This window comes from Pseudomonas sp. GW822-FHT05A08 (assembly GCF_058800485.1).
On the sequence record NZ_CM179511.1, the window covers coordinates 1,028,935 to 1,054,091 of the forward strand.

The 25,157-nt window shown below is 64.5% G+C and carries 24 protein-coding genes; 10 read left to right on the top strand and 14 right to left on the bottom strand.

Annotation, left to right across the window (positions count from 1 at the left end; translation table 11 throughout):
• Positions 1-31 precede the first annotated feature (31 nt).
• Together AC3RCP_RS04605 and AC3RCP_RS04610 are read left to right on the top strand one after the other, a co-directional pair.
• Positions 32-502, top strand: coding sequence for a prepilin peptidase (locus AC3RCP_RS04605; protein ID WP_492571443.1), 471 nt, complete (start codon positions 32-34; stop codon positions 500-502).
• 121 nt (positions 503-623) lie between these two features.
• Positions 624-1,415, top strand: coding sequence for a response regulator transcription factor (locus AC3RCP_RS04610; protein ID WP_101339383.1), 792 nt, complete (start codon positions 624-626; stop codon positions 1,413-1,415).
• 69 nt (positions 1,416-1,484) lie between these two features.
• Here the strand turns inward: AC3RCP_RS04610 and AC3RCP_RS04615 are convergent, their stop codons facing one another.
• The 6 genes from AC3RCP_RS04615 to cpaB are packed head-to-tail and all read right to left on the bottom strand — an operon-like array spanning position 1,485 to position 6,855.
• Entirely contained in the window at positions 1,485-2,375 is an 891-nt protein-coding gene (locus tag AC3RCP_RS04615; protein WP_101336731.1) for a type II secretion system F family protein, read from the bottom strand.
• 1 nt (position 2,376) lies between these two features.
• The gene (locus AC3RCP_RS04620) at positions 2,377-3,261 is read right to left on the bottom strand and encodes a type II secretion system F family protein (RefSeq protein ID WP_492571444.1); all 885 of its coding nucleotides are present in this window, start codon (positions 3,259-3,261) and stop codon (positions 2,377-2,379) included.
• Positions 3,262-3,279: 18 nt separating this feature from the next.
• Positions 3,280-4,554, bottom strand: coding sequence for a TadA family conjugal transfer-associated ATPase (locus AC3RCP_RS04625; RefSeq protein ID WP_492571445.1), 1,275 nt, complete (start codon positions 4,552-4,554; stop codon positions 3,280-3,282).
• Positions 4,551-5,741, bottom strand: a complete 1,191-nt coding sequence (locus tag AC3RCP_RS04630; RefSeq protein WP_101336734.1) for a CpaE/TadZ family protein — start codon at positions 5,739-5,741, stop codon at positions 4,551-4,553. Before AC3RCP_RS04630 ends, AC3RCP_RS04625 begins: the two co-directional genes overlap by 4 nt.
• Complete coding sequence (locus tag AC3RCP_RS04635) at positions 5,738-5,896, bottom strand: hypothetical protein (RefSeq protein WP_007928705.1); 159 nt, start codon at positions 5,894-5,896, stop codon at positions 5,738-5,740. Before AC3RCP_RS04635 ends, AC3RCP_RS04630 begins: the two co-directional genes overlap by 4 nt.
• 20 nt (positions 5,897-5,916) lie before the next feature.
• Entirely contained in the window at positions 5,917-6,855 is a 939-nt protein-coding gene (cpaB, locus tag AC3RCP_RS04640; RefSeq protein ID WP_007928707.1) for a Flp pilus assembly protein CpaB, read from the bottom strand.
• Positions 6,856-7,176: 321 nt separating this feature from the next.
• On the opposite strand from cpaB, the gene AC3RCP_RS04645 reads away from it, so the two are divergent.
• The 3 genes from AC3RCP_RS04645 to AC3RCP_RS04655 all read left to right on the top strand — a co-directional run bounded on the left by AC3RCP_RS04645 (position 7,177) and on the right by AC3RCP_RS04655 (position 10,456).
• Complete coding sequence (locus AC3RCP_RS04645; RefSeq protein ID WP_101336736.1) at positions 7,177-7,410, top strand: Flp family type IVb pilin; 234 nt, start codon at positions 7,177-7,179, stop codon at positions 7,408-7,410.
• 68 nt (positions 7,411-7,478) lie between these two features.
• Positions 7,479-7,892, top strand: a complete 414-nt coding sequence (locus tag AC3RCP_RS04650) for a response regulator (protein ID WP_007928714.1) — start codon at positions 7,479-7,481, stop codon at positions 7,890-7,892.
• Between the two features lie 191 nt (positions 7,893-8,083).
• The gene (locus tag AC3RCP_RS04655; protein ID WP_492571446.1) at positions 8,084-10,456 is read left to right on the top strand and encodes an autotransporter family protein; all 2,373 of its coding nucleotides are present in this window, start codon (positions 8,084-8,086) and stop codon (positions 10,454-10,456) included.
• Between the two features lie 63 nt (positions 10,457-10,519).
• On the opposite strand, the gene AC3RCP_RS04660 is transcribed toward AC3RCP_RS04655, so the two are convergent.
• A complete protein-coding gene (locus tag AC3RCP_RS04660; RefSeq protein WP_492571447.1) occupies positions 10,520-12,190 on the bottom strand; it encodes a ShlB/FhaC/HecB family hemolysin secretion/activation protein in 1,671 nt (556 codons plus the stop codon).
• Positions 12,191-12,388: 198 nt separating this feature from the next.
• The gene (locus AC3RCP_RS04665) at positions 12,389-14,035 is read right to left on the bottom strand and encodes a collagen-like triple helix repeat-containing protein (RefSeq protein ID WP_492571448.1); all 1,647 of its coding nucleotides are present in this window, start codon (positions 14,033-14,035) and stop codon (positions 12,389-12,391) included.
• 375 nt (positions 14,036-14,410) lie between these two features.
• On the opposite strand from AC3RCP_RS04665, the gene AC3RCP_RS04670 reads away from it, so the two are divergent.
• Complete coding sequence (locus tag AC3RCP_RS04670) at positions 14,411-14,860, top strand: DMT family transporter (RefSeq protein WP_007928728.1); 450 nt, start codon at positions 14,411-14,413, stop codon at positions 14,858-14,860.
• A gap of 7 nt (positions 14,861-14,867) precedes the next feature.
• Here the strand turns inward: AC3RCP_RS04670 and AC3RCP_RS04675 are convergent, their stop codons facing one another.
• Positions 14,868-15,722, bottom strand: a complete 855-nt coding sequence (locus tag AC3RCP_RS04675) for a MaoC family dehydratase (RefSeq protein ID WP_102680523.1) — start codon at positions 15,720-15,722, stop codon at positions 14,868-14,870.
• Between the two features lie 2 nt (positions 15,723-15,724).
• Positions 15,725-17,077 (bottom strand): 3-oxoacyl-ACP reductase, encoded by a 1,353-nt coding sequence (locus AC3RCP_RS04680; protein WP_492571449.1) that lies wholly within the window; start codon positions 17,075-17,077, stop codon positions 15,725-15,727.
• 174 nt (positions 17,078-17,251) lie between these two features.
• On the opposite strand from AC3RCP_RS04680, the gene AC3RCP_RS04685 reads away from it, so the two are divergent.
• Both AC3RCP_RS04685 and AC3RCP_RS04690 read left to right on the top strand, forming a co-directional pair.
• Entirely contained in the window at positions 17,252-18,529 is a 1,278-nt protein-coding gene (locus AC3RCP_RS04685) for an acetyl-CoA C-acetyltransferase (protein ID WP_492571450.1), read from the top strand.
• 293 nt (positions 18,530-18,822) lie between these two features.
• Positions 18,823-19,719 (top strand): PA4780 family RIO1-like protein kinase, encoded by an 897-nt coding sequence (locus tag AC3RCP_RS04690; RefSeq protein ID WP_101336743.1) that lies wholly within the window; start codon positions 18,823-18,825, stop codon positions 19,717-19,719.
• 174 nt (positions 19,720-19,893) lie between these two features.
• On the opposite strand, the gene cueR is transcribed toward AC3RCP_RS04690, so the two are convergent.
• From cueR to AC3RCP_RS04705, 3 genes are all read right to left on the bottom strand, one after another.
• Positions 19,894-20,301: a Cu(I)-responsive transcriptional regulator gene (cueR, locus tag AC3RCP_RS04695; protein ID WP_053259511.1), complete on the bottom strand. Its 408-nt coding sequence runs from the start codon at positions 20,299-20,301 to the stop codon at positions 19,894-19,896.
• The gene (locus AC3RCP_RS04700) at positions 20,298-22,694 is read right to left on the bottom strand and encodes a heavy metal translocating P-type ATPase (protein ID WP_492571451.1); all 2,397 of its coding nucleotides are present in this window, start codon (positions 22,692-22,694) and stop codon (positions 20,298-20,300) included. The genes cueR and AC3RCP_RS04700 overlap by 4 nt, the downstream gene beginning before the upstream one ends.
• Before the next feature lie 164 nt (positions 22,695-22,858).
• Positions 22,859-23,242, bottom strand: a complete 384-nt coding sequence (locus AC3RCP_RS04705) for a hypothetical protein (RefSeq protein WP_492571452.1) — start codon at positions 23,240-23,242, stop codon at positions 22,859-22,861.
• Positions 23,243-23,390: 148 nt separating this feature from the next.
• On the opposite strand from AC3RCP_RS04705, the gene AC3RCP_RS04710 reads away from it, so the two are divergent.
• Positions 23,391-23,588, top strand: coding sequence for a heavy-metal-associated domain-containing protein (locus tag AC3RCP_RS04710; RefSeq protein WP_007923288.1), 198 nt, complete (start codon positions 23,391-23,393; stop codon positions 23,586-23,588).
• Positions 23,589-23,695: 107 nt separating this feature from the next.
• On the top strand, positions 23,696-24,892 hold the full coding sequence (locus tag AC3RCP_RS04715; protein WP_492571453.1) for a multidrug effflux MFS transporter: 1,197 nt from the start codon (positions 23,696-23,698) through the stop codon (positions 24,890-24,892).
• On the opposite strand, the gene AC3RCP_RS04720 is transcribed toward AC3RCP_RS04715, so the two are convergent.
• Complete coding sequence (locus AC3RCP_RS04720) at positions 24,893-25,072, bottom strand: hypothetical protein (protein ID WP_007923286.1); 180 nt, start codon at positions 25,070-25,072, stop codon at positions 24,893-24,895.
• Positions 25,073-25,157: the final 85 nt, after the last annotated feature.

The window sequence follows — 25,157 nt, forward strand, 5'->3', positions numbered from 1 at the left end:
TCATTCAGCCAGAAGGGATGTTTTTTAACCGATGCAGCATTGGATTCTATTGGCTTGGCTGGGGCTGTGCGCGGTGCAGGATATCCGCCAGCGTCATCTCGCCAACGGCTTGACCCTGGGGGGCGCGCTGCTGGCGCTGGGGTACTTGCTGTGGGCCGGCAACACCTGGCTGGGCGCCGACGCGGTGCAGGGGGGCAAGGCGCTGTTGCTGGCGTTGCTGCTGACCGTGCCGGGCTATGTGCTGGGCCGGATGGGCGGCGGCGACGTGAAGCTCCTGGCGGCCCTGGGGCTGGCGTCCGACCCCCCGCACCTGCTGGGTACCTTCATCGGTGCCGCGTTGGCCAGCGGCCTGTGGTGGTTGCTCGCGCCCAGGCTGTTGCCCGCGGCCGACCAACCGCTGGCAAGGTCCTTGCGATACCTCGATCCGCGGCAGGGGCAAAAGTACGCCTTTGCCCCTTTCGTCCTGGTCGGCATGGCCCTGACCCTGCTGTGGGCACGCTAGTCGTGCCGCCTATCTCTATGTACATAGTCGGAAAGTAGTCTACGTTTATTCTGTACCTGCCCGAAGTGGACGCGGCAGGGCAGGAACATTCGTCTTGGGCTTGCCAGGCATGGAGTTGCGCGTGAACAAGCTTGTATCCCGCATCAAAGTACTCGTGGTCGACGACCAGCCGTTGATAGTCGAAGAGCTTTGCGAGTTTCTTGAAGGCAGCGGTTATCGCTGCGTCCCTTGTGAGTCCAGCCGCCAGGCGATCCAGCAGTTCAATGAAGATGCCGAAATCGGCCTGGTACTGTGCGACCTGCACATGCCCGATCTCGATGGCATCCAGTTGGTGCAGGAGCTGCAGCGTATCGCCGGCAAGCATCGGGTCTTCGAGGCCATCATGCTCACCGGCCAGGCCGACAAGCAGGATGTGATCAAGGCCTTGCGCGCCGGCATCGCCGATTACTACCAGAAACCGATCGACCTCGATGAGCTGCTGGCCGGTCTGCAACGCCAGGAGGAAACGTTGCAGGAGCGGCAGAAAAACCTGCAGCTGGGGCACCTGAACCAGAAGCTGCAGTTCCTTTCCGAATCCATTGACGATCTTTACCAGGATCTGGACAAAGTACGTCGCGCGCCACTCGCGCCACCGACGACGCAGGCGTCGGACCAGGGCGGCGGCGAGGCGGAGCAGATCGAAATCCCGGCGATCTTCAATCAGCTGTCGCCCCGGCAACTGGATGTGGCCCGCCTGGTAGGCAAGGGGCAGACCAACTACCAGATCGCCTGTGAACTGGGGATCACGGAAAACACCGTGAAGCTCTACGTGTCCCAGGTGCTGCGCCTGACCCATATGCACAACCGTACCCAACTGGCATTGGCGCTGGCACCGAGCAACTCGGGGTTGCGCCAGCGCGTGACCGCCCACTGATTACTCCCCATGTGCAGCACCCCCCGACGGTCGCGAGGGTGTGCTGCGCATGCAGGCCGCTGCATCCATCTATTGGTGGGCGAAAGCCCGGGCAATGGCGCTGACGCCAGGGCCGGCCAGGACGATCAGTAACGCCGGAAAGAGAAACAGCATCATCACGACGGACATTTTCGCCGACATCTTCGAGATGTATTCCTGCAGGCGCGTCAGGCGCCGGTCATCGAGCAGCAGCTTGAGCGACTGCAACGACTTCATTGCCCCGCCGCCCTGGTAAATCAGCTGTTGCAGGATCACGCAGGTGTCGGTGAACTCATCGACGGCCAGCAGCCGCGCGGACTTGTTCAGTTCGTCCCCCAGTTCCAGGCCGGAATCCACCCGGGCCAGCACCATGCGCAATTCCTGGGTCAGGGCCGGCAGCAATTTCTGCGCGTCCTTGCTCAACACCCGCAGGGCCTGTTCCACCGCCATGCCTGACTCGAACAGGATGCGCACCAGGGGAATGAAGGTGGAGATATCGACCGCCAGTTGTTTCTGCCGCCTGCTGGCGGCCATGGCCAACAGACGCTTGGGCAACAGGTAACCGAGGCTCAGGGCGAACAGCGGGGCGACCCAGTGGTTTTTCGCCGCCGGGAAAAACACTGCCTGGATCACCAGGGTCAGGCCCAGGGCGAGAATCGGTGCGCCGATCTGGCAGGCGGCGAACAGCGAGCGTTGCCGCGCGCTGCGCCAGCCCAGGCGGTTGAGCAGCAACTGGGTTTCATTGTCGAGCCTGACCGCGTGCTGGCCGACCTTGCTGTCGCCCAGCACGTGCAGCCAGTTGCCGAGTGTGTTGTCGCGCGCCAGGTGCCCCTGCAGACGTTCGGTCACCTGACGCGTTCGCCGACGCTGTTCCAGCAAGCTGCCCAGCACCAGCAGCATGGCCGCGAGAAACAGCAGTGCACTGATCAGCAAGGCCGTCATGTCAAACACTCCGCAGCATGCGCCACAGCAGCGCGCAGCCGATGACCTGCAAACCGAAGGCGGCCAGCAGCATCATCCGGCCGCCGCTCTGGTTCCACATGCTCATCAGGTAGGTCGGGTTGGCTATCAGGAAATAGCCGGCCAATGACACCGGCAGGGCCGCGAGGACCATCGCCGTGATACGGGTTTCGCCGGTCATCGCGCGCAGTTGCCGGGCGGCCTGGTCGCGTTCGCGGATCAGCTTGATCAGGTTTTCCAGCAGCTCGCTGGCATTGCCGCCATAGCGGTGGTTGACCTTGAGCCCCAGGGCGAACAGGCGCAGTTCATCGCGCTCGTACAGTTCGGCGAAGTCCGCCACCGCATCCGGCAGGTTGACCCCCAGCTGCACGTTGCGCTGGACCCGGCCCATGGCGTGCTGCAACGGATTGTCGGCGGCCTCGATGCCGCCCAGCACCGCATCGGCCAGGGTGCGTCCCGACTTGAGGCTGCGCACGGCATGGTCGAGCAATGGCGGTAGCTGCTCGATCATGCGCTTGAGGCGCCGTCGGTACAGCCAACTGATGCACAGGCGCAGCAGCACAGGCGGTGCGACGAGCAGGGCGAGCAGCCCCGGCCCCTTGCCCAGCCCATACCCGAGCATGCAACCCAGGGCCCAGACCATCAGCCATAGCCCCAGGCGTTCGGTGGGACGACCGAGGCCCGCGCGCAGAAAGGCCCTTTCGAGCCGGTTCCACGAGGTCTTTTCCACGCTCGGTTGCGGTTGCCCCTGGGCCAGGCGGTCGAGCACCCGGGCGGTGCGGGCCTGGCGCAGGCCGCTGTAGAACATCCAGCCCGACAGCCCCAGCAGGGTCAGGCACAGGAGGGCAAGCAGCACGGGACCTAACATGCGGTGGCGCTCCCTGGCTCAGTTGACGGGCAGGTCGGCGTCGCGTCGCAGCTTGTCGCCAGCGGGGTTGGCCGCTTCGCGCAGAAAGCCGAAACCGCTACGTCGGTTCAGACGGAACAGGGTGTTGGTGACGTAGATGTTTTCGCGTACGCCGACCACTTCCACCACTTCGCTGACGCAGCGCCGGCCATCGGGCAGGCGCGTCAGTTGAATCACCACGTCCAGGGCCGCGCAGATCATCTGCCGCAGGGTGCGTTCGGCCACCTGGCGCCCGGTCAGGCCCACCAGGGTTTCCAGGCGCAGCAGGGCATCCTGGGCATTGTTGGCGTGCACGGTGCTCATGGAACCGTCGTGGCCGGTGTTCATCGCCGTCAGTACATCGAGCACTTCGACGCCACGGATCTCGCCGAGGATGATCCGGTCCGGGCGCATGCGCAGGGCGTTGCGGATCAGGTCGCTGGCCTTGACCTCGCCATGGCCTTCGGCGTTCGGCGGACGGGTTTCCAGGCGCACCACATGGGGATGGCCCAGTTGCAGTTCGGCCACGTCCTCGATGGTCACCAATCGTTCGTGAGGGTTGATCAACTGGCTGAGGATATTCAGCAGGGTGGTCTTGCCGGTGCCGGTGCCGCCGCTGATCAGGATGTTGCAACGCTTGCCCACGGCCTCCTGGACGAATTCGAAGATCGCCTGGTCGATGGTCTGCATGGCCATCAGGTCGCTGCTCTTGAGCATGTCCTTGCGGAATTTGCGGATCGACAGGCAAGGGCCGTCGAGGGCGATCGGCGGGATGATCGCGTTGACCCGGCTGCCGTCGGGCATCCGTGCATCGACCATGGGCGAGGACTCGTCGAGGCGTCGGCCCAGGGGCGCGAGGATGCGTTGCATGACCCGCTCCACATGGTGCGCGTCGATGAAACGCAGGTCGCTCTGGTGCAGCACGCCATCGCGCTCGACGAACACCCGGTGCGGGCCGTTGACCAGGATCTCGGTCACCGCCGGATCGCACAGCAAGACTTCCAGTGGGCCGAAACCGGTGAGCTCGTCCACCAGTTCTTCGGCCAGGCGCTCCATTTCATAGCGGGAGATCGCCAGGTGCAGGCGCGAGATGTACTCGGCCACCTTGTCGGTAATGAAATGCGCCAGAGCCTGGCGCGAACCTTCCAGCAGGTTTTTCCCCGACTCTTCGATGGCGTCGATGACGTAGCGATGCAGCACCAGTTTCAGGCCCTCGTGATCGGTGTTGCCGACCGGGCTGTGGGACTGGGCGCCGAAAAGTTTTTCTCTGCTCATCGACTTCCCCTGAGGCGCTCGAACCAGCCGGGCTTCGCCGTGGGCAGCCCTTGGGAGCGTCTGGCCAGGCGCTCGCCGAGGGTCTTCAGGGCTTGGGTCAGGCCTTCGCGGGGGGCCAGCTCGAACAGCGTGACGCCCTGGTTTTTCGCGTTGAGGCGTACCTCGGGGCTATAGGCCAGGACCGCGATCACTTCCAGGGCAAAGGTCTTGCCCAGGGTTTCCGCATCCGGAGCGACCCCGCGCAGGTAGCGGTCGACCAGCAGGCGGGCGTGTTCCAGCTTCATGCCTTTTTCACGCCAGATATTGAGCACCGCCAGGTTGCGGCGGCAGTCGAGCACGCTCTGGTCGGTGTACCAGAGCAACTTGTCGCAATGGCCGACGAAAGTGCGCAGGGCTTCGCTGTCCGGTTGTCCGGTGAGGTTCACCACGATGTGCTGGAAGTGCTGGCGCAGGGCGCTGAGCAGCATATACAACTCGGCGGCGCTGGTGCGTTCCAGCGGCTCGTCATGGCCGGCATAGGCCAGGATCCGCAGCCCGGCTTCGGTGCTGGTGAAGGCACTGTCGATCAGGGTCGCATCCAGGCGCCGCAGATGGCGCAAGGCATCGCCGAAGTGGAACGAGCTTTCCAGTCCCAGCAGCGCCAGGCTGTCGCCGCGCGGCAGGCCGAGGTCGAGCAACAGCGTCTGCTGGCCGCTCTTCTGCACCACCAGCGCCAGATGGCTGGCGAGCAGGGCGCCATCGGCATCACTCTGGGTGCCGTAGAGCACGGTCAGGCCGCCGAGCTGGGTGCTCGGCGTGACCTGGGGCAGGCGTTTGCTCAGGCGCCGTACCAGGCCGGCCACTTCGCTGGAGCGCGAGCCGTAGGCCACGAAGTCGCGGGCCCCGGCGCGCATGGCGTTGAGTACCAGTTGGTTGTCCATGCCGTCGCCCAGGGCGACGATGGCCAGCATCGGCTTGGCCTCCAGCGCGCCCTCGATCAACGCCGACTGGGTGACCACATGCTCGCGATCGAGACCGACGAAGACCAGGCTGGCGAATGTCACATCCACCAGCGCCAGCAATTCGTCGAGGCTGCCGCTGCCAGCGCTGACCACCTGCCCGAGTGGCGCCAGGGCGCCTTGCAGCCATTCCAGGTCGGTGCCGTTGCGGGTGATCGCGAGGAAGGTCTGGCTCAGGTTCTGACTCATTGCGATAGCCCACTGCGTTGATTGAAGTTGCGGTTTTCCAGGGAGTACCCGTTCGGGTCGTGCGTACGCAGCGGGGCGTCGCCCCCGGCAGGTACACCGCTCGACATCAGGGGGCGGATCAGGCCTTTGAACAGGGGCTGGGAATCATTGGACATGAAGAGGTGTCCTTGCATGATCAGGGTGTTTGTTGGCTCGCTTCGATGCCGCGTATGACTTCTATCTGGGCGCGACGCGATGTGGCGTCGAACGTTCTGACGGTGGAGGGGGAGGGGGTGGACAGGGCCAACTGGTTGAACTGGATCAAGGATCTGTCGGCGTTTTGCAGATGCTTCGACGCGCTTTTTTCGCCGGCCCAGTAATGCGCCAGGCGTTTCTCGTCGGCGCTGCGTACCGCCAGGCGCAGAACGCCGGCTTGAGCCGCGAGCATCAAGCGGCTCAGCAAGGGTTCCGGGACGGCCAGCAACACGCTGCGCGCGTTCAGGCGACGCTGATCCTGTTTGAGTTTTTCCTCGGCACTGGCGGGCGGCGAGCCCGGCTTGCCATCGTTGGTCAGGCCCAGTTGCTCGCCAATGCCCAGCACCCGCAGGGCCGGCACCACGACCTGGGCCGAGGGCAGCAGGTTGTTGCTGTCCTGGCGCAGGAACAGCAGCACATCGACGTAGTCGCCAGGGCTCAGTTGCCCGCTGGCGCCGATGACTTCGTCTACCGCGACGGCCAGGGCGCGCTCGTCGGCACGGATCATGCGGGCCACGCTGCCCCCGGCTTCGAAGCTTTCCTCGCTCAGCCAGGTCCCCGCCGGCAACGCCCGCCATGGCGTGCGTCCGATGACTTGATCGAGGCTTTTGAGGCTGCCGGCGGGCGCGGTGCGCAGCCGCTCCAGCGTGACATCGCCGGCCTTGATGGGAACGAACGGAGGTATGTCGCGTACCAGCACCGCGACGGGCTGGCGAGTCGCATCTTCGGCGGAAGCAGTGACGGTTTGCACGGCGTCGGGGGAAGGCTGCGCTACAGGTTGCGCTGCGGGCCGGCGACTCAATGCCAGACCCCAGTAACCGGCAATGAGAGCCCCCACCAGAAACACCCCAGCCAACCCCATAGTGATACGACTGTTCATGACGGCTCTCCCTTTCCCGCTGCATTACCGACTCGCACATCCAATGAGTCAATTTCGCAATCAGGCAGCTATGAACAAGCAACTATTTCGCTATTTGAAGGTAGAACAGCTGCAACAAAACGCCATTACTGTCGAGAAAATAACTTGGCTCATCCGTGCCCTGTCCGATGTCGCGTTTTTTTGACGCCAAAGGGCCGAGCTAATACTTAATGATTAATTCGTTCTTACAGTTGTTGGCTGGAAGTTTGTTGACAATGCTGTGGTGGCACAGGGGAATCATGTTGCAACGCTGCAACACTCAGTGCGTTGAGGAGAAACTAGATGTTCTTCATTCTCGCCACCCAATGGATCACCCTTCTGGCCTCCCGGCTCCTGCGTTTCCTCAAGAATAACGAGGGCGCGTCAGGGATCGAGTACGCACTTATCGCCGGTATGGTGGCCGTGGCCATCGCGGCATTCGTACCTGACATTTCAAGCGCTATCACCACCACCTTCACGACTTTGCAAGGGGCGTTGGAGGGCGACACTAGCGCTGCTGCTCCTAGTACCCCGTAACACCGGTCCTCAAGGCTTTATCGAGGCGTCGATACCCATCGGTATTCAGTCACTTTCAGGTATTGCCCATGAGCTCCTCTTCGTTTCCACGCCAGCAGCTTCTTCTCGTGGACGATGAAGAGGACGCGCTGCTCGAGCTCGCCGAATTGCTGGAGGGTGAAGGCTTTTGCTGCTTCACCGCGACCTCGGTCAAGCTCGCCCTGGCCCATCTCACTCAACACCCGGACATCGCGCTGGTCATCACCGACCTGCGCATGCCGGAGGAGAGTGGCCTGTCGCTGATCAGGCGCCTGCGCGACCACACCTCCCGCCAGCACCTGCCGGTGATCGTCACCTCGGGTCATGCCGACATGGATGACGTCAGCGACCTGCTGCGCCTGCAAGTGCTGGACCTGTTCCGCAAACCCATCTATCACGTGCGCCTGCTGGAAACCCTGAACACGCTGTTCCCGCTGCCACGTATCCATCTGGTCAATCCCTGAACCTTCGCGCTCCTCCCGATGCTCGGTTTTCGTCGCCGTCGGTGTGATTTTTTGATGGTGTCATAATGATGGCTCTTGTACATTTGCCGCCGCTTGTCCGGGCGTTTGCCGACAAGCCGGTAGGGATGCCTGAAAGACACCGGCGCGCCTGCTGAAACCTGTCGTCCGCGTTTCTGGAAGGGATACCCCCATTGAATACTTCATACCTGCGCCGCTCTCTGCTGGCGCTGTCTGTGGCCGCCGCCGTGCCCCATGCGTCATCGTCGATGGCGGCGGACCAGAACTACGACCTCGGTGGCGGTGCCTTGAACAGCACGCTGCAGACCTTCGACAATGTGCGGTTGAGCGGGACGTCGCAGAACACTGGCGCCGATTTCAGGGGGTTGACGGTCCAGGGCGGTTTTATCAATGACGGGGCGGTCAATTTCAGCAGCGGCTCGACCCAGGCCGGGTTGTTCTTCGCTTCTCAGGCGTCGACCGCTTCGACCTTTACCGGCGACTTCATCAACCGCGGTTCGGTGCGGATCGACGGCCTGGATGCTTCTGCCTTGCCGAGCGGTATCCTGCATTCCGGCAGCCGCATCGGTGGCAACCTGATCAACGAAGGCGATATTTCCGTGTCGGCCACGGGGGCCGCGGGCCTGGATCTCTATCAGTCGAATATCACTGGCCAGGTGCTCAACAAGGGGACGATTGCGGTCAGGGGGGATGACGCCCATGGCCTGCTGGTACTTTCCAGGCTGTCCAATATCGACAACAGTGGGACGATCAGCGCCCGTGGGCAGAACGCCAAGGGCATCGAAATTGAAAACGCTGTCCTCTCTGGATTTGCCCGCAGCCATATCAACAACAGTGGCACGATTTCGGCTGATGGCATTGGCATCCATATAATCAGCCTGGCCAATAACCCGTCTTCTTTTTCCATCGTCCAGACCGCTGGTCTTATCGAGGGCGGTACCGCAGCGATTCAGGACGATCACCAGCGTACTTTTTTCTACTGGGACGGGGGGCAGGTCAAAGGCGATCTGCTCGGGCTTTTCGGTGTGCTGGCTGGTGGTGAGGTGAGCTTCGATGGCTCGACCATTCGGGCCTTGTATGTGGATATCGATGACGCTCGCCTGACCCTGTTACGTCCGCAAACCACCCTCGATGGTGGGCTCGACCTGGACTCTTCGACCGCCATCTTGCGCTTGTTGCTGGACAACGATACCCACCCGACGACGCCGATCCTGAAGGTCACGGGCTCTACTTATTTCGGCGAAGGCAGCCGCATTGAACTGGCGGCGCGCTCCAGCGATTTCCGCACCGGTGCCGATGGCACGCGCTACACCCTGATCAACACCGGCACTTGGGAAGAGCCGCAGAACGCCAATGTGGTGTCGTCGTCCGCGTTGCTGGAAGTCAAAAGCTTCGGCATCGAAGGCAATGACCTGAAGGCGCTGGTCACCACCAAGAACCCTGCGGTGGTCGAGGAGAACATCATCCAGGCGGACGGCTCGCAAAACGCCGCGAACGCCATCAAGCCGTTGTCGAACAGCCTGATGACACGGCTCGATGAAAACGATCCGGTGTTTCGCGCCTTTGCCAGCGCCTCCTCGGATGCCGAGCTGGCCAGGCTCTCCGAGACCCTGGGCCCGGACGTCAGCCGTGGGGTGATTCATGCCGCCACCAGTGGCCAGAACCTGGTCAGCAATGTGATCACCAACCGCTCCAGCAGCGCTCGCAATGGCTTGTCTTCGGGCGACGTGTTGGCCGAGAAGGGCGTGTGGCTCCAGGCGCTGTCCAGTGACGCCGACCAGGACAGCCGCAAGGGTGTCGAGGGTTATGACGCCAACAGCCACGGGATTGCCGTGGGTGCCGACGGCCAGCTCAATGCCGACACGACACTGGGCCTGGCCTACAGCTACCTGGACAGCGACGTGAAGTCCTCCACTGGCAACAAGACCGATGTCACCGGCCATGCCCTGACCCTGTATGGCGACTGGACCCACGACAACTTCTTCGTCGACGCTTCGTTGATGTACGGCTGGAACGACAACGAGTCCAAACGCTACGTCGCCGGCACCCGCGCCAAGGGCGATTACGACAGTGAAATCTTCGGCGTCAATGCCCTGGCCGGCTACAGCCTGCGCCTTGACCGGCACCTGCTGCTCGAACCGCAGGTCGGTGCCCGTTACGCCAACGTGATGATCGATTCGTACCGCGAAAAAGGCAGCTCGGCGGCCTTGAATGTCGCCAGCCAGCGTTATGAAGTGGGCGAGCTGGGCATTGGCGCGCGCCTGGCCGCCGCGTTCGATCTGGGCCGGGGCAGCCTGGAGCCGGAAGCCAGGGTCATGGCCTGGCACGACTTCATCGCTGACAAGGCCAACACCACCTCGACCTTTGTCCTGGGGGGCACGCCATTCACCACCAGCGGCGCATCGCCGGAACGCGACAGTTATGAAACGAGCCTGGGCGCGACCTATCGCGTCGGTGCCTGGAGCCTGGGCGGTTCGTACAACTACCTGACCAAGACCGACTTCTCTGCCGATACCTTCAGCGCCAAGGTGCGCTACGACTTCTGATGCTCGCCTGAACACAACGACCCGCCTTGGAGCGGGTCGCTTTCGTTTGGCTTGAGGGGCTTTTTACAGCTGGTAGCTGAAACTCAGGGTGTAGCGCGGGCGCCGGTTGTGGGTGTCCAGGGCTTCATCGGACATCGGCTTGGCCGCTTCGAGGGAGATGTTGTAGTACTTGGCGTCGCCAAAGCGCAGGCCGACGGCGGCCGACGACAGGTCGTTGCCCTGGACCGGCAGTTCGTTGAACCAGGTCCGCGAGCGATCCAGCACCACGTACGGCTGGAGGATTCGCAGCCAGCGGTCTTCGCGATTGAAGCTGTAGTTCACCTCGTAGGCCGCGCCCCAACCCTTGTCGCCGGACGCCTGGTCGTCGGGGTAGCCTCGGCCGAAGTTCTGCCCGCCGAACACCGCGCGCTCGCTGTCGGGCAGGTTGTCGCGGCTCCAGTACAGGGCCGCCGACAGCACCCCTTGCCAGTTGTCGAAGAACTTGTCGCTCTGCACGCCGGACAGGCGCACGCGGAAGAAGTCCAGGTCGTAGAGGTTGTCGTTGGTCTTCGCGCCCAGGGCGTCCAGCCCCTGGTACACCCCGGCACTGAGAATCCTTAGTTGGCGTGCATTGGCCTTGCGCCAGTCGCCCTCGAAGGCCAGGGCGCGAATGTCGGTTTTCAGTTCGACGCTCTGCGGATAACCCACCACTTGATAGCGGGTCTTGTCGTTGACCGCATACAGGCGCGAACCCAGGATCAGCAGCTCGTTGGGGGCGGCGATGACCGGGTGGCTCAAGCCTATGGAGTAGCGGTCGTTCTCCCGGCGGGGCTTGAGTTCGAGGCCGTTGTCGAGCCGCACATTGGTCCCCGGGTCGGCGCGGTAGCGCGTGCCGTACAGGCTCAGCTGGGTGCCTTCGTCATTGAGAAACTGGTTGTAGTCCAGGCGGTAGTAGTGCTCGTGATCGTCCCCCGGCGGGAACAGACCGCTGAGGGTTACCTGCTCGCCCATGGAGGTCTGCGAGTTGCTGCTGACCGCCAGCAGGGCTTGCAGGCCATTGCGGTTGTCGTCGGTGGTGCTGAGGCTGCTGGTGAACGGTTTGCGGCTGGCCTGGGCAATCAGGTAGGCCGCGCCGTCGGTGGTTCCCGGTGGCGGCACCTGGGCTTGCAGGGTGACCCCGGGAATGCGGCTCATCAGGGTGGTGTAGTGCTCGAAGGTCTTGCGGGTCAGCGGCCGTTCGGCCTTGAGTTTTGCCACCAGTTTGTCGAGGTAGGCCGAGACCGGGCCGATATCGCCCTGCAGCTGGTAGTCCTTGATGTAGCCCTCCACCAGGACTACGCGCACGGTGCCCTGGTCGAAGCTCTGTTGCGGCAGGAACGCATAGGACAACAGATAGCCGTCCTGCTGGTAGCGGCGGGTGATTTCCCGGGTGGCTTCGATCAGTTGCCCCAGGGTGCTTGCATGGCCGATCAGCGGCTTGTAGATCTCTGCCAGCTCGCTCAGCGGATAGAGGGTGCCGCCCTCGATCTGCACGGTGCTGACGTTGACTGTGGTGCCCATCATCAGGGGCTGGGCCTGGGGTTCCGTGGGGGGGGCCAGTTTGGGCGCCGGGGTCGTGGGGCGGTAGGCGTCGGCCGGCAGGTTGGGCACCGGCAGGTTGCGGATGGTTTCGTTGCTATTGAGAAAGCTGGGAAGGTTTTCGGCGTGGACGTATGAGCAAAGCGAGACTAACAGCAAGGGAGCCAAAGCGCGCATAGGACACTCCATGGTCAAGTCGCAGCAACGCGAGAGGTACTTCAGTCGGCGGCGCTTGTCAGGGTCTTGGCCTTGATCAAGGACTGCAACCGTCATGCTCCAGGCAAGAAAAAGACGAGAGACTCAATCGAATCCCTCGTCTCCAACCAAGCGTAGGCGCTGTAGGTAGGGCCGTCGAATCGGCCAGGTGCAAAACGCTTATCGGGTGCCGCCCAGGGTTCCGGTCAGCCCGCCGAGCACGCCACCGAGGCTGCCCGTGGTGCCGCCGGTGGTGCCACCGTCGACCAGGGTCCCGACCGAGGTGACCGTGGCCCCCAGGGTGTTCACGGTCTGGCCGACGGTGCTCACCACAGGGTTGGGGGCGCTGGCGGTGAGGGTGGTGCCTACTGTGCTGACGGCGCCTCCTACCTGGGTGAGCAGGCCGGCGATGGGGGTGCCGGTGCCGGTCGTGGCGCCCACTTGCTGGGTCAGGCCGGTGACGGTGGTGGTGACCGGGTTCAACGCTGCGCCGACGGTGGCGCCGACACCGGCCAGTGGCGCAGTGGCGCCAACATTGGCCACACCCGTGCCGCCCAGGGCTCCGCCCACCGAGGCTACGACGTTGCCGACCGAGGCTGTGCTTACCCCTGTGGCGCTGACCAGGGTGTTGGTGTTGCCGGCATTCAAGCCGGTACCCAGGTTGACCACCGCACCGCCGACGGTTTCCAGCAGGCCGGCGCCGCCAATGGTTCCCCCGCCGGTGCTCGGGGCGGTCGTCAGGTTGCTGGTATTGCCGATGGTGGTGGCGACATTGTTCAGGGTGCCGCCCAGGGTATTGGTCAGCGTGTTGCCACTGCCCGTGGCGGTGACTTTGTCGCCCAGGCCGTCGACGGTCGTTGCCACCTTGTCGATCAGGCTGCCGACCGGAGCGCTCAGGCCCGTGGCGCTGACCACCTTGCCGGTCAGGCCTTCTGCCAGGGTGACGACCGGCACCAGCAGGTTGTTGCCGACCTTGTCTGTCGCTGTCCCCAGGGGGCCGCTACTGGTCACGGTGGTGAGGGTGTCGCCGAGCATGCTGACCTTGTCGCCGACGCCGTCGAGTACCGGCGCCACCCGGGTGACCACGCCGCCCACCAGGGGAATGCTGCTGGTGCTGGTGGCCAGCTTGCCGCTGATGTCCGAGACGCCATCGCCGACGTCCGACACCACGTTGCCGACTATGGCCGTGGTCTTGCTCAAGGCCTGTGGATCGCTACCCAGTTGGCCGAGGCCATTGGTCAGGCCATCGCCTACGGTGTCGACCACATTGCCGGAAGTGTTCACCGCGCTTTGCAGGACCCCGCCGACTACCGGAAGCGGAGCCAGCGCGCTGCTGAGGGTGCTGACACCGTCGCCGACGCCGCTGATGGTGCTGCCGAGGTCGGACACCAGGGTCGAGGTGACCAACGGGGTAGTGGTGGGGGTTGTCGGGTCGGTCGGATCCGTTGGGTTGGTCGGGTCGGTGCCGCCACCTCCACCGGTACCGCCACCCGTGCCTCCGGTCCCGCCAGTGCCACCCGTCCCTGCAGTGCCGCCGCCGGTTCCACCTGTACCACCCGTACCGCCGCCGATCCCGCCTGTACCATCAGTTCCGCCATCGATTCCGCCGGTCCCGCCTGTGCCCGCGGTGCCGCCACCGGTGCCGCCGGCACCGCCCGAACCATCGCCGGAGCCGCCAGAGCCACTGTCGGTACCTGCCGCGCTGTCGGGCGAGGAGCTGCCGGAACTGCTCTTGTGGCCGCCACCGCCGCTGCTGCAACCGGTCAGGCCGAGGGCCAGGATCAGGGCCAGCGCTGTGCTTGTTTTCAACCAGACTTGAGTTTTCATGAGTGAGATTCCTTGCACCTGTTACAACGTTTTGTTGTCTTCGATAACTCTCCAGTTCTGTTGCTGGAGATGTTTTCGTCCGTAGCCGCTATAAAAGGTCCAAGTACTTTTTTTCACCATTCTCAAGTTGGTATTAACAACTTATATATTGACTGTTTTTGCTCCTGCAGAGGGACTAATACCAAAGGTGTGATAAGCGAATATGTTTTTTAAAAGGTGTTGTTAATCAGTATGTTGTGTTTTTTCAAGTGAGAACTATTAGGGGGCGTCAACGAAAGTTATATATATACAATTAATTGCCTGGCGACCCCGTCACGAATTTGGCGTCAACTTGCCTTATAATCCGCGGCCTGGCTTTTTTTCTGGAGAAACTTTATGCCTGCCCCTGTCTGGTGGCTGCTTTGCCTGCCGGTGATTGCCGGTGCTTTTTTACCCCTGCAAGCGGGAATCAACGGCCAATTGGCCAAGCAGGTTTCCAGCGTGCTGGCGGCGGCGCTGATTTCGTTTTTTGTCGGCACCGTGGCCTTGCTGGTCCTGGCCATGGCCCAGCGCGAAGTGCCCGGCCTGACGGCCTTGAAAAGCCTGACCTGGTGGCACTGGTGCGGCGGTCTGCTGGGAGCGTTTTTCATTGCCACCGCGGCTTTCGCCGGCCCGCGGATCGGCGCCATGCTGTTCATGGCCCTGGTGCTGGCCGGGCAGTTGGGCATGGCCCTGGCGCTGGACCATTTCGGCTGGGCGGGGTTTCGCGAGGCGCCCATCAGCCTCGGCAAGATTGCCGGGCTGGTGCTGATCCTGGCGGGCGTGTTCCTGATTCGTCGCGGTTGAGGCGGGCTCAGGCCAGCGGCTGCCAGTGCCCGCTCATATGTTCCAGGTCGCCAGCGCCGGTCAGGCGCAGGTCGCCGCTCGAACCCGCGGCGCTTGCCAGCAGGCACACCTCGCTGGGCAGGCGCACCGGCTTTCGAAAGTCCACGGCAATCTCGACAGGGGCCGCCGGCAAATGCTCGCTCAACGCCGCCAGGGTCCGCGCCTTGTTCCACAGGCCGTGGGCGATGGCCTGGGGGAAACCGAACATTCGGGCGCTGATGGCGCTCAGGTGAATCGGGTTGTAGTCGCCGGACACCCGGGCGTAACGCCGGCCGATGTCGGCGGGGGCTTGCCAGCGCGTCAGCTCGCTGAGGCTGGCCTCGGCCGACGGCTCTTCGGCCGATGCTTCGCCCGGCAGTTGCACACCCCGACAGAGCATCCGGCTTTGTGCTTCCCACAGCGGTCCCAGGGCGTCGTCGACGTAGGTCAACAGATCGAAAACCGCGCCTTTGGCATGGGGCTGCACGTTGTCCGCACGCACCCCGATGCTCAAGTTGCCGACCCCACCCATGGGCCGTAGCACGCGAATGCGGTTGGCCAGATGGATCAGCCCCAGCAGTGGAAAGGGGAAGTCCCTGGCGGTCAGTAATTGCATCTGCAGGGCGAACGCCAGCACATGGGGGTAGGTCGGCGGCAGCAGGCCGTTCTCGGTAAAACCGCAGACCTGGCGATAGGCCGCAAGCTTTGCCGGCTGCACGCTCACCTGGCGGCGCAGGCCATATTCAGGCAGCTCGATGCCGGTGATCTTGCGGCGGATCGCGGCCTTCCAGTACAGCTCGGGCAGGTTCGGCGGAGTATCCAGCTCATGCCATTGCAGGCTCATGTTCACGCTCCCAATACGCTTTGCCCACAGACTCGCAGCGCTTGCCCGCTGACCGCGCCACTGCCCGGCTGGGCGAGCCAGGCCACGGCTTCGGCGACGTCCTGCGGCAGTCCGCCTTGCCCCAGCGAACTCATGCGCCGCCCGGCCTCGCGCAGGGCGAACGGAATGTGCGCGGTCATCTGGGTTTCGATAAAACCCGGGGCCACCGCGTTGATGCTGATGCCGCGCTCTTGCAACAGCGGGGCCCAGGACTGGGCCAGGCCGATCAGCCCGGCCTTGCTCGCCGCATAGTTGGTCTGCCCGCGATTGCCGGCGATACCGCTGATGGACGCCAGCAGGATCAGCCGGCCGTTGTCGTGCAGGCAGCCGCTGTCCAGCAGGGCCTTGGTCAGTACCTGCGGGGCATTGAGGTTGACCGCCAGCACCGCGTCCCAGAATTCCGGGGTCATGTTGGCCAGGGTCTTGTCGCGGGTGATGCCGGCGTTGTGCACCACGATGTCGATGCCGTCCGGCAACTGTTCCACCAGCCGGGTCGCGGCGTCTTCGGCGCAGATATCCAGGGTGATCGCGTGGCCGCCCAGGCGCGCGGCCAGGGCTTCGAGGTCGGTCTTGGCGGCGGGCACGTCCAGCAGCACCACCTGGGCGCCATCCCGGGTCAGGGTCTCGGCGATCGAGGCGCCGATGCCGCGCGCCGCGCCAGTGACCAGTGCCCGCGCGCCGGCCAGGGGCCGGGTCCAGTCCTGGACCTGGGTGGCGCAGGGGGTCAGGCGGATCGCCTGGCCGGAGATGTAAGCGCTTTTTGGCGAGAGGAAGAAGCGCAGCGCGCCTTCCAGCTGGCTTTCGGCACCCTCACCGACGTACAGCAATTGCAGGGTGGCACCACCGCGCAGCTCCTTGGCCAGCGAGCGGCTGAAACCCTCCAGGGCACGTTGGGCGCTGGCGGCGAACGGATCGCCGAGGGTTTCGGGGGCGCGGCCGAGAATCACCAGGTGCGCGCTGGGTTCGAGGTTCTTCATCAGCGGCTGGAAAAATTCGCGCAACTGCTTGAGCTGGTCGGTTTGCAGGAGGTCGCTGGCGTCGAACACCACGGCCTTGAGCTTGGGGCCGTGGCCGGGAATCCAGGCGGTGGCGAGGGTCGGATCGGTGCCGTAGCTGTAGATGCTCTCGGTCAGCCGCGGGGCGATGGCGCCGACCTGCTGGGTCAGCGGGCCGCCGCCGATCAGCAGCGCCCCCTCGACCGGGCGCATGCGGCCGGCCTGCCAGCGCTCCAGACGTACCGGCGACGGCAGGCCAAGGGCCCCGACCAGGCGGTGGCCGATGGACGAGTTGGCGAAGTCGATGTAACGATCTGACATGGAACACGCTCCAGGAACTGAGGTTCAAAGTGTGGACCACGAGGGGCCTTTGGTCGTTCGGTCCATGAGATACAAGCTGGGTTCTGCATATGAACGGCCTGATCGCCGCTCGGCGACTTTTCTTACAGAACCTACGCTTGTCGGTTGTGCCACTCACAGAATAGGGAGCTTTCCATGACTCAGCTGCGTCGTGTTGCGATTATCGGCGGCAACCGTATCCCCTTTGCCCGTTCCAACGGGCCTTACGCCACCGCGAGCAACCAGGCCATGCTTACCGCGGCCCTGGAAGGCCTGATCGAGCGCTACCGCCTGCACGGCCTGCGCCTGGGCGAAGTGGCCGCTGGCGCGGTGCTCAAGCATTCCCGGGATTTCAACCTGACCCGCGAATGCGTGCTCGGCTCGCGGCTGTCGCCGGCCACCCCGGCCTACGATATCCAGCAAGCCTGCGGCACCGGTCTGGAAGCGGCGTTGCTGGTGGCCAACAAGATCGCCCTGGGGCAGATCGAATGCGGCATCGCCGGCGGCGTCGATACCACCTCGGACGCGCCGATCGGGGTCAACGAGGGGCTGCGCAAGATCCTGCTGCAAGCCAACCGCGGCAAGACCCTGGGCGACAAGCTCATGACTTTCCTGCAACTGCGCCCCTGGCACCTCAAGCCGGAACTGCCGCGCAATGGCGAACCGCGGACCGGCTTGTCCATGGGCCAGCACTGCGAGCGGATGGCGCAAACCTGGAACATTCCCCGCGACGAGCAGGATCAGTTGGCGCTGGAGAGCCATCAGAAAATGGCCGCCGCCTATGCCGAGGGTTGGCACGACGACCTGATGACCCCCTTCCTCGGCCTGACCCGCGACAACAACCTGCGCCCGGACCTGACCCTGGAAAAACTGGCGTCGTTGAAGCCGGTGTTCGAACGCGGCGACAAAGGCACCCTGACCGCGGGCAACTCCACGCCGTTGACCGATGGCGCGTCCCTGGTGCTGCTGGGCAGTGAGGAATGGGCGAAGGAACGTGGCTTGCCGATTCTCGCCTATCTGCGCGACGGCGAAGCGGCGGCGGTGGATTTCGTCCACGGCGCGGAAGGGCTGTTGATGGCGCCGGTCTACGCGGTGCCGCGCTTGCTGGCCCGCAATGGCCTGAGGCTGCAGGACTTCGATTACTACGAAATCCATGAGGCCTTCGCCGCGCAGGTGCTGTGCACGCTCAAGGCCTGGGAGGACGCAGATTACTGCAAGACCCGCCTGGGGCTGGACGCGCCCTTGGGTTCCATCGACCGCAGCCGGCTGAATGTCAAAGGCAGCTCGCTGGCCGCCGGGCATCCGTTCGCCGCCACCGGCGGGCGCATTGTCGCCAACCTGGCGAAGCTGCTGGAGGTGGCGGGGCAGGGGCGTGGCCTGATTTCGATCTGCGCCGCCGGTGGCCAGGGCGTGACGGCGATTGTCGAGCGCTGAGGGGCCAGGTGTTTGCGCAGTGGCGGCCCCTCTGTAGGAGCAAGCTTGCTCGCGATCGAGCGCGAAGCGCTCGCCAGCTTCTGTCACATTTTCCCCGGCCTTTAGTAACGGGCAGCCGCCGAGCACTGGGCTATGATCCTGGTCGGTCGAGCCTGTCGACATGACGGGTTGACCTGGCACATTGAGTGCATCGGCACTGTCGTAGGTCGGTAACCTCTCCCCGTGGTGCGAGGATTGCCGTATAACGAGTGACATTCGCGTGTTTGGTAATAAAGGACCCCTGATAAAAGCTGATGAAGACTCCAAAACGCATTGAACCCCTGATCGAGGACGGTCTGGTCGACGAGGTGCTGCGCCCACTCATGAGTGGTAAAGAAGCAGCTGTTTATGTGGTGCGCTGCGGCAACGAATTACGTTGCGCCAAGGTTTACAAGGAGGCGAACAAACGAAGTTTTCGTCAGGCGGCCGAGTATCAGGAAGGCCGCAAGGTGCGCAACAGCCGTCAGGCTCGCGCGATGGCCAAGGGGTCCAAGTTCGGGCGCAAGGAGACCGAGGACGCCTGGCAGAACGCCGAAGTGGCGGCCCTGTTCCGCCTGGCCAACGCCGGGGTGCGGGTGCCCAAGCCGTTCGACTTCCTCGAAGGCGTGCTGCTGATGGAACTGGTGGCGGATGAATACGGCGATGCCGCGCCGCGCCTGAATGACGTGGTGCTGGAGCCGGATCAGGCCCGCGAATATCACGCCTTCCTGATTTCCCAGATCGTGCTGATGCTGTGTACCGGCCTGGTGCACGGTGACCTGTCCGAGTTCAACGTGCTGCTGACCCCCGACGGCCCGGTGATCATCGACCTGCCCCAGGCGGTGGATGCGGCGGGCAACAACCACGCCTTCAGCATGCTGGAGCGGGATGTCGGCAACATGGCGTCCTACTTCGGGCGTTTCGCCCCGGAGCTCAAACGCACCCGCTACGCCAAGGAGATGTGGGCCCTGTACGAAGCGGGCACCCTGCACCCGGCCAGCGTCCTGACCGGCGAGTTCGACGATCCGCAAGAACTGGCGGATGTCGGCGGCGTGCTGCGGGAGATCGAGGCGGCGCGCCTGGACGAGGAACGGCGCCAAGCCATACGCATGGCCGACGACGCGCCACCGGCCAAGTCCGAGGAACCACCGCCTCCGCCCTGGATGCAGTGATTCACGGGCACAAAAAATCCGGCTATTGCCGGATTTTTTGTACCCGTGAATCACGTAGCCGCTGCCGATAGGCTGCGATAAGGCTCGAAGAGCCTTCCAGCGATCACGAAGAACATGTCCTCTTCGCACGGAGTACCGCCCAGAGCGATCGCAGCCTGCGGCAACGGCTACAGGTCATGGGGGCGTGCAGCATCCGCCGGAGGCCAGGTCCTTGAGAATCGGGCAATCCGGGCGATGGTCGCCGTGGCAGTGCTGCACCAGGTCCTGCAGGGTGTCGCGCAGCCCGGCCAGCTCGGCGATTTTCCGGTTGAGCTCGTCGATGTGCTGGCGGGCCAGAGCTTTGACATCGGCGCTGGCGCGCTGGCGGTCCTGCCACAGGGTCAGCAGCTTGCCCACTTCCTCCAGGGAAAAGCCCAGATCCCGCGAGCGCTTGATAAAGGCCAGGCTGTGCAGGTCGTCGTCACCGTACAGGCGGTAGCCGCTGTCGCTGCGATGGGCCGGCCGGAGCAGGCCGATGGACTCGTAGTAGCGGATCATCTTGGCGCTCAGGCCGCTCTTGCGGGCTGCTTGGCCGATGTTCATCGAGCGTCCTCCAGGTCTTTGGGTTTCCAAGTTTTCAACAGTAGCGCATTGCTCACCACGCTGACGCTGGACAGCGCCATGGCCGCACCGGCCAGCACCGGGTTGAGCAGGCCGAACGCCGCCAGCGGAATGCCGATCAGGTTGTAGACGAAGGCCCAGAACAGGTTCTGGCGGATCTTCGCGTAGGTCTTGCGGCTGATCTCCAGGGCCGCCGGCACCAGGCGCGGGTCGCCGCGCATCAGGGTGATCCCCGCCGCGTGCATCGCCACATCGGTCCCCCCGCCCATGGCGATGCCGATATCGGCGGCGGCCAGGGCCGGGGCGTCGTTGATGCCGTCGCCGACCATCGCCACCACGCCGGTCTTTTTCAGTTCGGCGACGGTGGCGGCCTTGTCGGCGGGCAGCACTTCGGCGTGCACGTCGGCAATGCCCAGGGCCTCGGCGACCACCTTGGCGCTGCCGCGGTTGTCGCCGGTCAGCAGGTGGCTGCCGATATGGCGCACACTCAGTTGCTGCACCGCTTGCAGGGCGCCGGGCTTGAGGGTGTCGCCAAAGGCGAACAGGCCCAGCACCCGTGATTGCGGCTGTTGTTCGATCAGCCAGGACAGGGTGCGGCCTTCGGTTTCCCAGGCCTGGGCCGAGGCCGCCAGGTCGCCGGCCTGCAGGCCGCTTTCTTCGAGCAGGCGTCGGTTGCCCAGGGCCAGTTGGCGGCCGTCCAGGGTGCCGGCGATGCCGCGGCCGGTCAGGGACTGGCTGGCGCTGACGTCGGCCACCGCCAGCTGGCGTTCGGCGCACAGGTCGAGAACCGCCTTGGCCAGCGGGTGTTCGCTGCCGCGTTGCAGGGCGCCGGCCAGTTGCAGCAAGCGGTCTTCGTCGCCGTCGACCGCATCCAGGTGGGCGATGCGTGGCGTGCCGGAGGTCAGGGTGCCGGTCTTGTCGAAGACCACCGTGCTGACTTCATGGGCGCGCTCCAGGGCTTCGGCATCCTTGATCAGGATTCCGTGGCGGGCGGCGACGCCGGTGCCGGCCATGATCGCGGTCGGCGTGGCCAGCCCCAGCGCGCAGGGACAGGCGATGACCAGCACCGCGACCGCATTGATCAGCGCGGTTTCCAGCGGCGCGCCATACAGCCACCAGCCGACCAGCGTCGCCAGGGCCAGCACCAGCACCGCCGGCACGAACACCTGGCTGACCCGGTCCACCAGTTTCTGGATCGGTGCCTTGCCGGCCTGGGCGTCCTCCACCAGGCGGATGATGCGCGCCAGTACGGTTTCCGCGCCGAGGGCCAGGGTCCGCACCAGCAGCCGGCCTTCGCCGTTGATGGCGCCGCCGGTGACCGGGTCGCCGGGCTGTTTCGGCACCGGCAGGCTTTCACCGCTGATCAGGGCTTCGTCGGCATGGCTCTGGCCTTCGACCACTTCGCCGTCCACCGGGAAGCGCTCGCCGGGCTTGACCAGCACCAGGTCGTTCAGGCGCAGGGCGCTGATCGCCACTTCCTGCTCACGGCCATCGACGACCTGGATCGCCCGTTCCGGGCGCAAGGCTTCGAGGGCGCGGATGGCGCTGGCGGTCTGGCGTTTGGCGCGGCTTTCCAGGTACTTGCCCAGCAGCACCAGGGCGATGACCACGGCCGAGGCCTCGAAGTACAGGTGCGGCATGCCGCCGGCGGGGGTGATGGCCCATTGGTAGAGGCTCAAGCCGTAACCGGCGCTGGTGCCCAGGGCCACCAGCAGGTCCATGTTGCCGGCGCCAGCGCGCACGGCTTTCCAGGCGGCGACATAAAAACGCGCACCGAAGATGAATTGCACCGGCGTGGCCAGGACGAACTGTGCCCAGGCCGGGAGCATCCAGTGCAGGCCAAAGGGTTGCACCACCATGGGCAGTACCAGCGGCAGGGCCAGCAGGATCGCCAGCACCAGGGACCAGCGTTCGTGCCGCAGGCGTTGTTCCTGATCGTCGCGCTCGGGGTGTTCGGCTTGCCACAGGGTGGCGGAGTAGCCGGCCTTGCTGACGGCGGCGATCAAGTCGGCGCTATCGACCTGGCCCAGCAGATCGATGTGCGCGCGTTCGTTGGCCAGGTTGACGCTGACCCGGGTGACCCCGGCCACCTTGCTCAGCGCGCGTTCCACACGGCCGACGCAGGAGGCGCAGGTCATGCCGCCGATATTCAGCTCCAGGCTGTGGGCCGGCACGCTGTAGCCGGCATCCTGCACCGCGGCCATCAGCGCCGGCAGGCTGTCGCTGGGCGCCTGGACACGGGCCTGTTCGGTGGCGAGGTTGACGCTGACGGCCGCAGCGCCCGCGACCTTGCTCAAGGCGCGCTCCACGCGCCCGGCGCAGCTGGCGCAGGTCATGCCGGCAATCGGCAGGTCAAAAGTGGTTGATTCGGACATCACTGACACTCCCTGTAAACGGTGGTCTACAGGATCAACCTTGCCATGCTGGCAAGGTCAAGCGCCATGGTGCGGGGTGCTTCAATCTGTCTCGGGGGTAGCGCCCGGATCGTCGCCCGTGCCGGTTCCGGGGAGGGACAGGGCGCAGGCGACGACCCGGGGCCTCAGTATCCCAGGCCGGTGCGCTGGAGGTGCAGGCCCGACGGGGTCATGGCGATGCGGAACTTCAGCACGTCGCCGGCCTTGAGGCTGATGTCCTGGGAGCCTGGCGCGAGCATGCCCGGGTTGCAGCCCGGCATCTGCCCCGGCAGCAGTTTCAGGCGCAGCGAGACTTTGCCCGGCGGCAGGTTGAAGGACGTGGCTTGTTCCTGGAACAGCCGGCCCGCCAACTGGTCCTCGATGTACAGGCCGATTTCGCAGGAGGTGGCGACTTCCAGGCGTTCCCGGGAAATGATCAGGACGCCGTAGTCCTCACCGGCGGCGTTGACCGAAGGGGATGCTGCGATCAGGCCGAGGAGGCTGAACAGGCTGATAACCGACCAGCGCATGGCTGAATCTCCTAGTGTCGTGTCGTTGAGGGGTGAAGCTTGGCCGAGCGCGTCGCCGATTGCCAGCCCGGCAGATGCATCCAGAACTTGACCTTGCCATGATGGCAAGGTCGAGACTGGCGACAACCCTCACTACAGGAGAAGCGTCATGCAAGTGTTCAATGTCGAAGGGATGTCCTGCGGTCACTGCGTCCGGGCCATCACCCAGGCGGTGCAGAGCAAGGACCCGGCAGCCAGCGTCAAGGTCGATCTCGGGGCCCGGGAAGTGGGTGTGGAAAGCCGCTTGTCCGCCGATGAGGTGATCAGCCTGATCAGCGAAGAAGGCTATGCGGTCAAGCTGGCGTGAGCGGATTTAGCCGGTCTTTTTAATAGTTAGCGACCTATCGGAATGTTCAAGGCCTCCAAGCGCGGATAAACTGTCGGGCTGCCGACCGACCCGTACCTGGATGCCTGATGAACCTTCGCACAATCCTGATTCTCGGCGCCCTGAGCGCCTTCGGTCCTCTGGCCATCGACTTCTATCTGCCGGCGTTCCCGGCGATGGCGCTGGCCTTTGGCACCGATGAAAAACACGTTCAGCTGACCCTGGCGGCCTACTTCCTCGGCCTGTCCATCGGCCAGCTGGCCTACGGCCCCGTGGCCGACCGCTTCGGCCGGCGCATCCCGTTGCTGGCGGGGGTGGGGCTGTTCACCCTGGCGTCCCTGGCCTGTGCCTACGCGCCGAACCTGGAATGGCTGATCGGCGCGCGGTTCGTCCAGGCCCTGGGCGGCTGCGCGGGCATGGTGATTTCCCGGGCGGTGGTCAGCGACAAGTGCGATGCGGTGGGTTCGGCCAAGGTGTTTTCCCAGCTGATGCTGGTCATGGGCCTGGCGCCGATCCTGGCGCCGATGCTCGGCGGCCTGCTGGTGAATCTCTACGGCTGGCAGTCGATCTTCATCATGCTGACCCTGTTCAGCGCCCTGGCCGGCCTGGCAGTAGCGCTGGGCTTGCCGGAAAGCCTGCCGGCCCATGTGCCGCGCCAGCCGTTGTCCGGGGCCTTGCGCCAGTACGGTCGGTTGCTGGCTGACCGGGTGTTCCTCGGCCATGCCCTGACCGGGGGCATCGCCATCGCCGGGATGTTCGCCTACATCGCCGGTTCGCCTTTTGTCTTCATCAAGCTCTATGGCGTGCCGGCCGAGCACTTCGGCTGGTTCTTCGGGATCAACGCCGGCGGCTTCATCCTGGTGGCGCAGATCAATGCGCGGTTGCTGGCCAAGCGTGGCCCGGCGTTCCTGCTGGCACGCACAGTGTGGATCTACCTGCTGGGTGGCCTGGCCTTGCTCGCTGTCAGTTCGCTGCACCCGGCACAACTCTGGCCGCTGCTGGCGCCGCTGTTCATTTGTATCGCCAGCCTGGGCTGCATCCTTCCCAATGCCTCGGCCTGCGCCATGAACGGTCAGGGTGCGCGGGCCGGCAGTGCCTCGGCGATGCTCGGCTGCCTGCAGTTCAGCGTGGCGGCCGGCGCCGCGGCGTTGGTGGGCGTGCTGCACGATGGCAGCGCCGTGCCGATGGCAACGGTCATCAGCCTGTGTGGGGGTCTGGTGGTGACGCTGGCGATGGTCACCCGCAAATTGCAGAACGCCAGGGCGCTGCAAGCCGCCCAGCTGTAATCAGCCGGCGGCGCGCTGTTGGCTTTCGGGGAATCGGTGGGGGGCTTGCAGACGCGTTTCCAGCGTATTGGCGAAGGCTCGGGCTTCGGCCTCGCTGCGGAAAGTCACCGCATGCTGGTCGAGTTGAACCTGCCATTGGGTACCTTTGGATTTTGCCAATTCTTTTATCAGGATCTTCATTGCTGACCTCCTAGCGTAAAAGACTGCATTGCAAAGGCCCCCAGTGTAGACCCGAATACGGTCACAAGTATGACAAGGATCAACT

Coding starts and splice junctions, on each gene's coding strand:
- AC3RCP_RS04710 (WP_007923288.1), top strand. CDS start 23,391: ATGCAAGTGTTCAATGTCGAAGGGATGTCCTGCGGTCACTGCGTCCGG.
- AC3RCP_RS04660 (WP_492571447.1), bottom strand. CDS start 12,190: ATGCGCGCTTTGGCTCCCTTGCTGTTAGTCTCGCTTTGCTCATACGTC.
- AC3RCP_RS04680 (WP_492571449.1), bottom strand. CDS start 17,077: ATGTCAGATCGTTACATCGACTTCGCCAACTCGTCCATCGGCCACCGC.
- AC3RCP_RS04715 (WP_492571453.1), top strand. CDS start 23,696: ATGAACCTTCGCACAATCCTGATTCTCGGCGCCCTGAGCGCCTTCGGT.
- AC3RCP_RS04685 (WP_492571450.1), top strand. CDS start 17,252: ATGACTCAGCTGCGTCGTGTTGCGATTATCGGCGGCAACCGTATCCCC.
- AC3RCP_RS04675 (WP_102680523.1), bottom strand. CDS start 15,722: ATGAGCCTGCAATGGCATGAGCTGGATACTCCGCCGAACCTGCCCGAG.
- AC3RCP_RS04700 (WP_492571451.1), bottom strand. CDS start 22,694: ATGTCCGAATCAACCACTTTTGACCTGCCGATTGCCGGCATGACCTGC.
- AC3RCP_RS04705 (WP_492571452.1), bottom strand. CDS start 23,242: ATGCGCTGGTCGGTTATCAGCCTGTTCAGCCTCCTCGGCCTGATCGCA.
- AC3RCP_RS04645 (WP_101336736.1), top strand. CDS start 7,177: ATGTTCTTCATTCTCGCCACCCAATGGATCACCCTTCTGGCCTCCCGG.
- AC3RCP_RS04605 (WP_492571443.1), top strand. CDS start 32: ATGCAGCATTGGATTCTATTGGCTTGGCTGGGGCTGTGCGCGGTGCAG.
- AC3RCP_RS04670 (WP_007928728.1), top strand. CDS start 14,411: ATGCCTGCCCCTGTCTGGTGGCTGCTTTGCCTGCCGGTGATTGCCGGT.
- AC3RCP_RS04630 (WP_101336734.1), bottom strand. CDS start 5,741: ATGAGTCAGAACCTGAGCCAGACCTTCCTCGCGATCACCCGCAACGGC.
- AC3RCP_RS04620 (WP_492571444.1), bottom strand. CDS start 3,261: ATGTTAGGTCCCGTGCTGCTTGCCCTCCTGTGCCTGACCCTGCTGGGG.
- AC3RCP_RS04635 (WP_007928705.1), bottom strand. CDS start 5,896: ATGTCCAATGATTCCCAGCCCCTGTTCAAAGGCCTGATCCGCCCCCTG.
- AC3RCP_RS04615 (WP_101336731.1), bottom strand. CDS start 2,375: ATGACGGCCTTGCTGATCAGTGCACTGCTGTTTCTCGCGGCCATGCTG.
- AC3RCP_RS04650 (WP_007928714.1), top strand. CDS start 7,479: ATGAGCTCCTCTTCGTTTCCACGCCAGCAGCTTCTTCTCGTGGACGAT.
- AC3RCP_RS04720 (WP_007923286.1), bottom strand. CDS start 25,072: ATGAAGATCCTGATAAAAGAATTGGCAAAATCCAAAGGTACCCAATGG.
- cpaB (WP_007928707.1), bottom strand. CDS start 6,855: ATGAACAGTCGTATCACTATGGGGTTGGCTGGGGTGTTTCTGGTGGGG.
- AC3RCP_RS04625 (WP_492571445.1), bottom strand. CDS start 4,554: ATGAGCAGAGAAAAACTTTTCGGCGCCCAGTCCCACAGCCCGGTCGGC.
- AC3RCP_RS04665 (WP_492571448.1), bottom strand. CDS start 14,035: ATGAAAACTCAAGTCTGGTTGAAAACAAGCACAGCGCTGGCCCTGATC.
- cueR (WP_053259511.1), bottom strand. CDS start 20,301: ATGAACATCGGCCAAGCAGCCCGCAAGAGCGGCCTGAGCGCCAAGATG.
- AC3RCP_RS04690 (WP_101336743.1), top strand. CDS start 18,823: ATGAAGACTCCAAAACGCATTGAACCCCTGATCGAGGACGGTCTGGTC.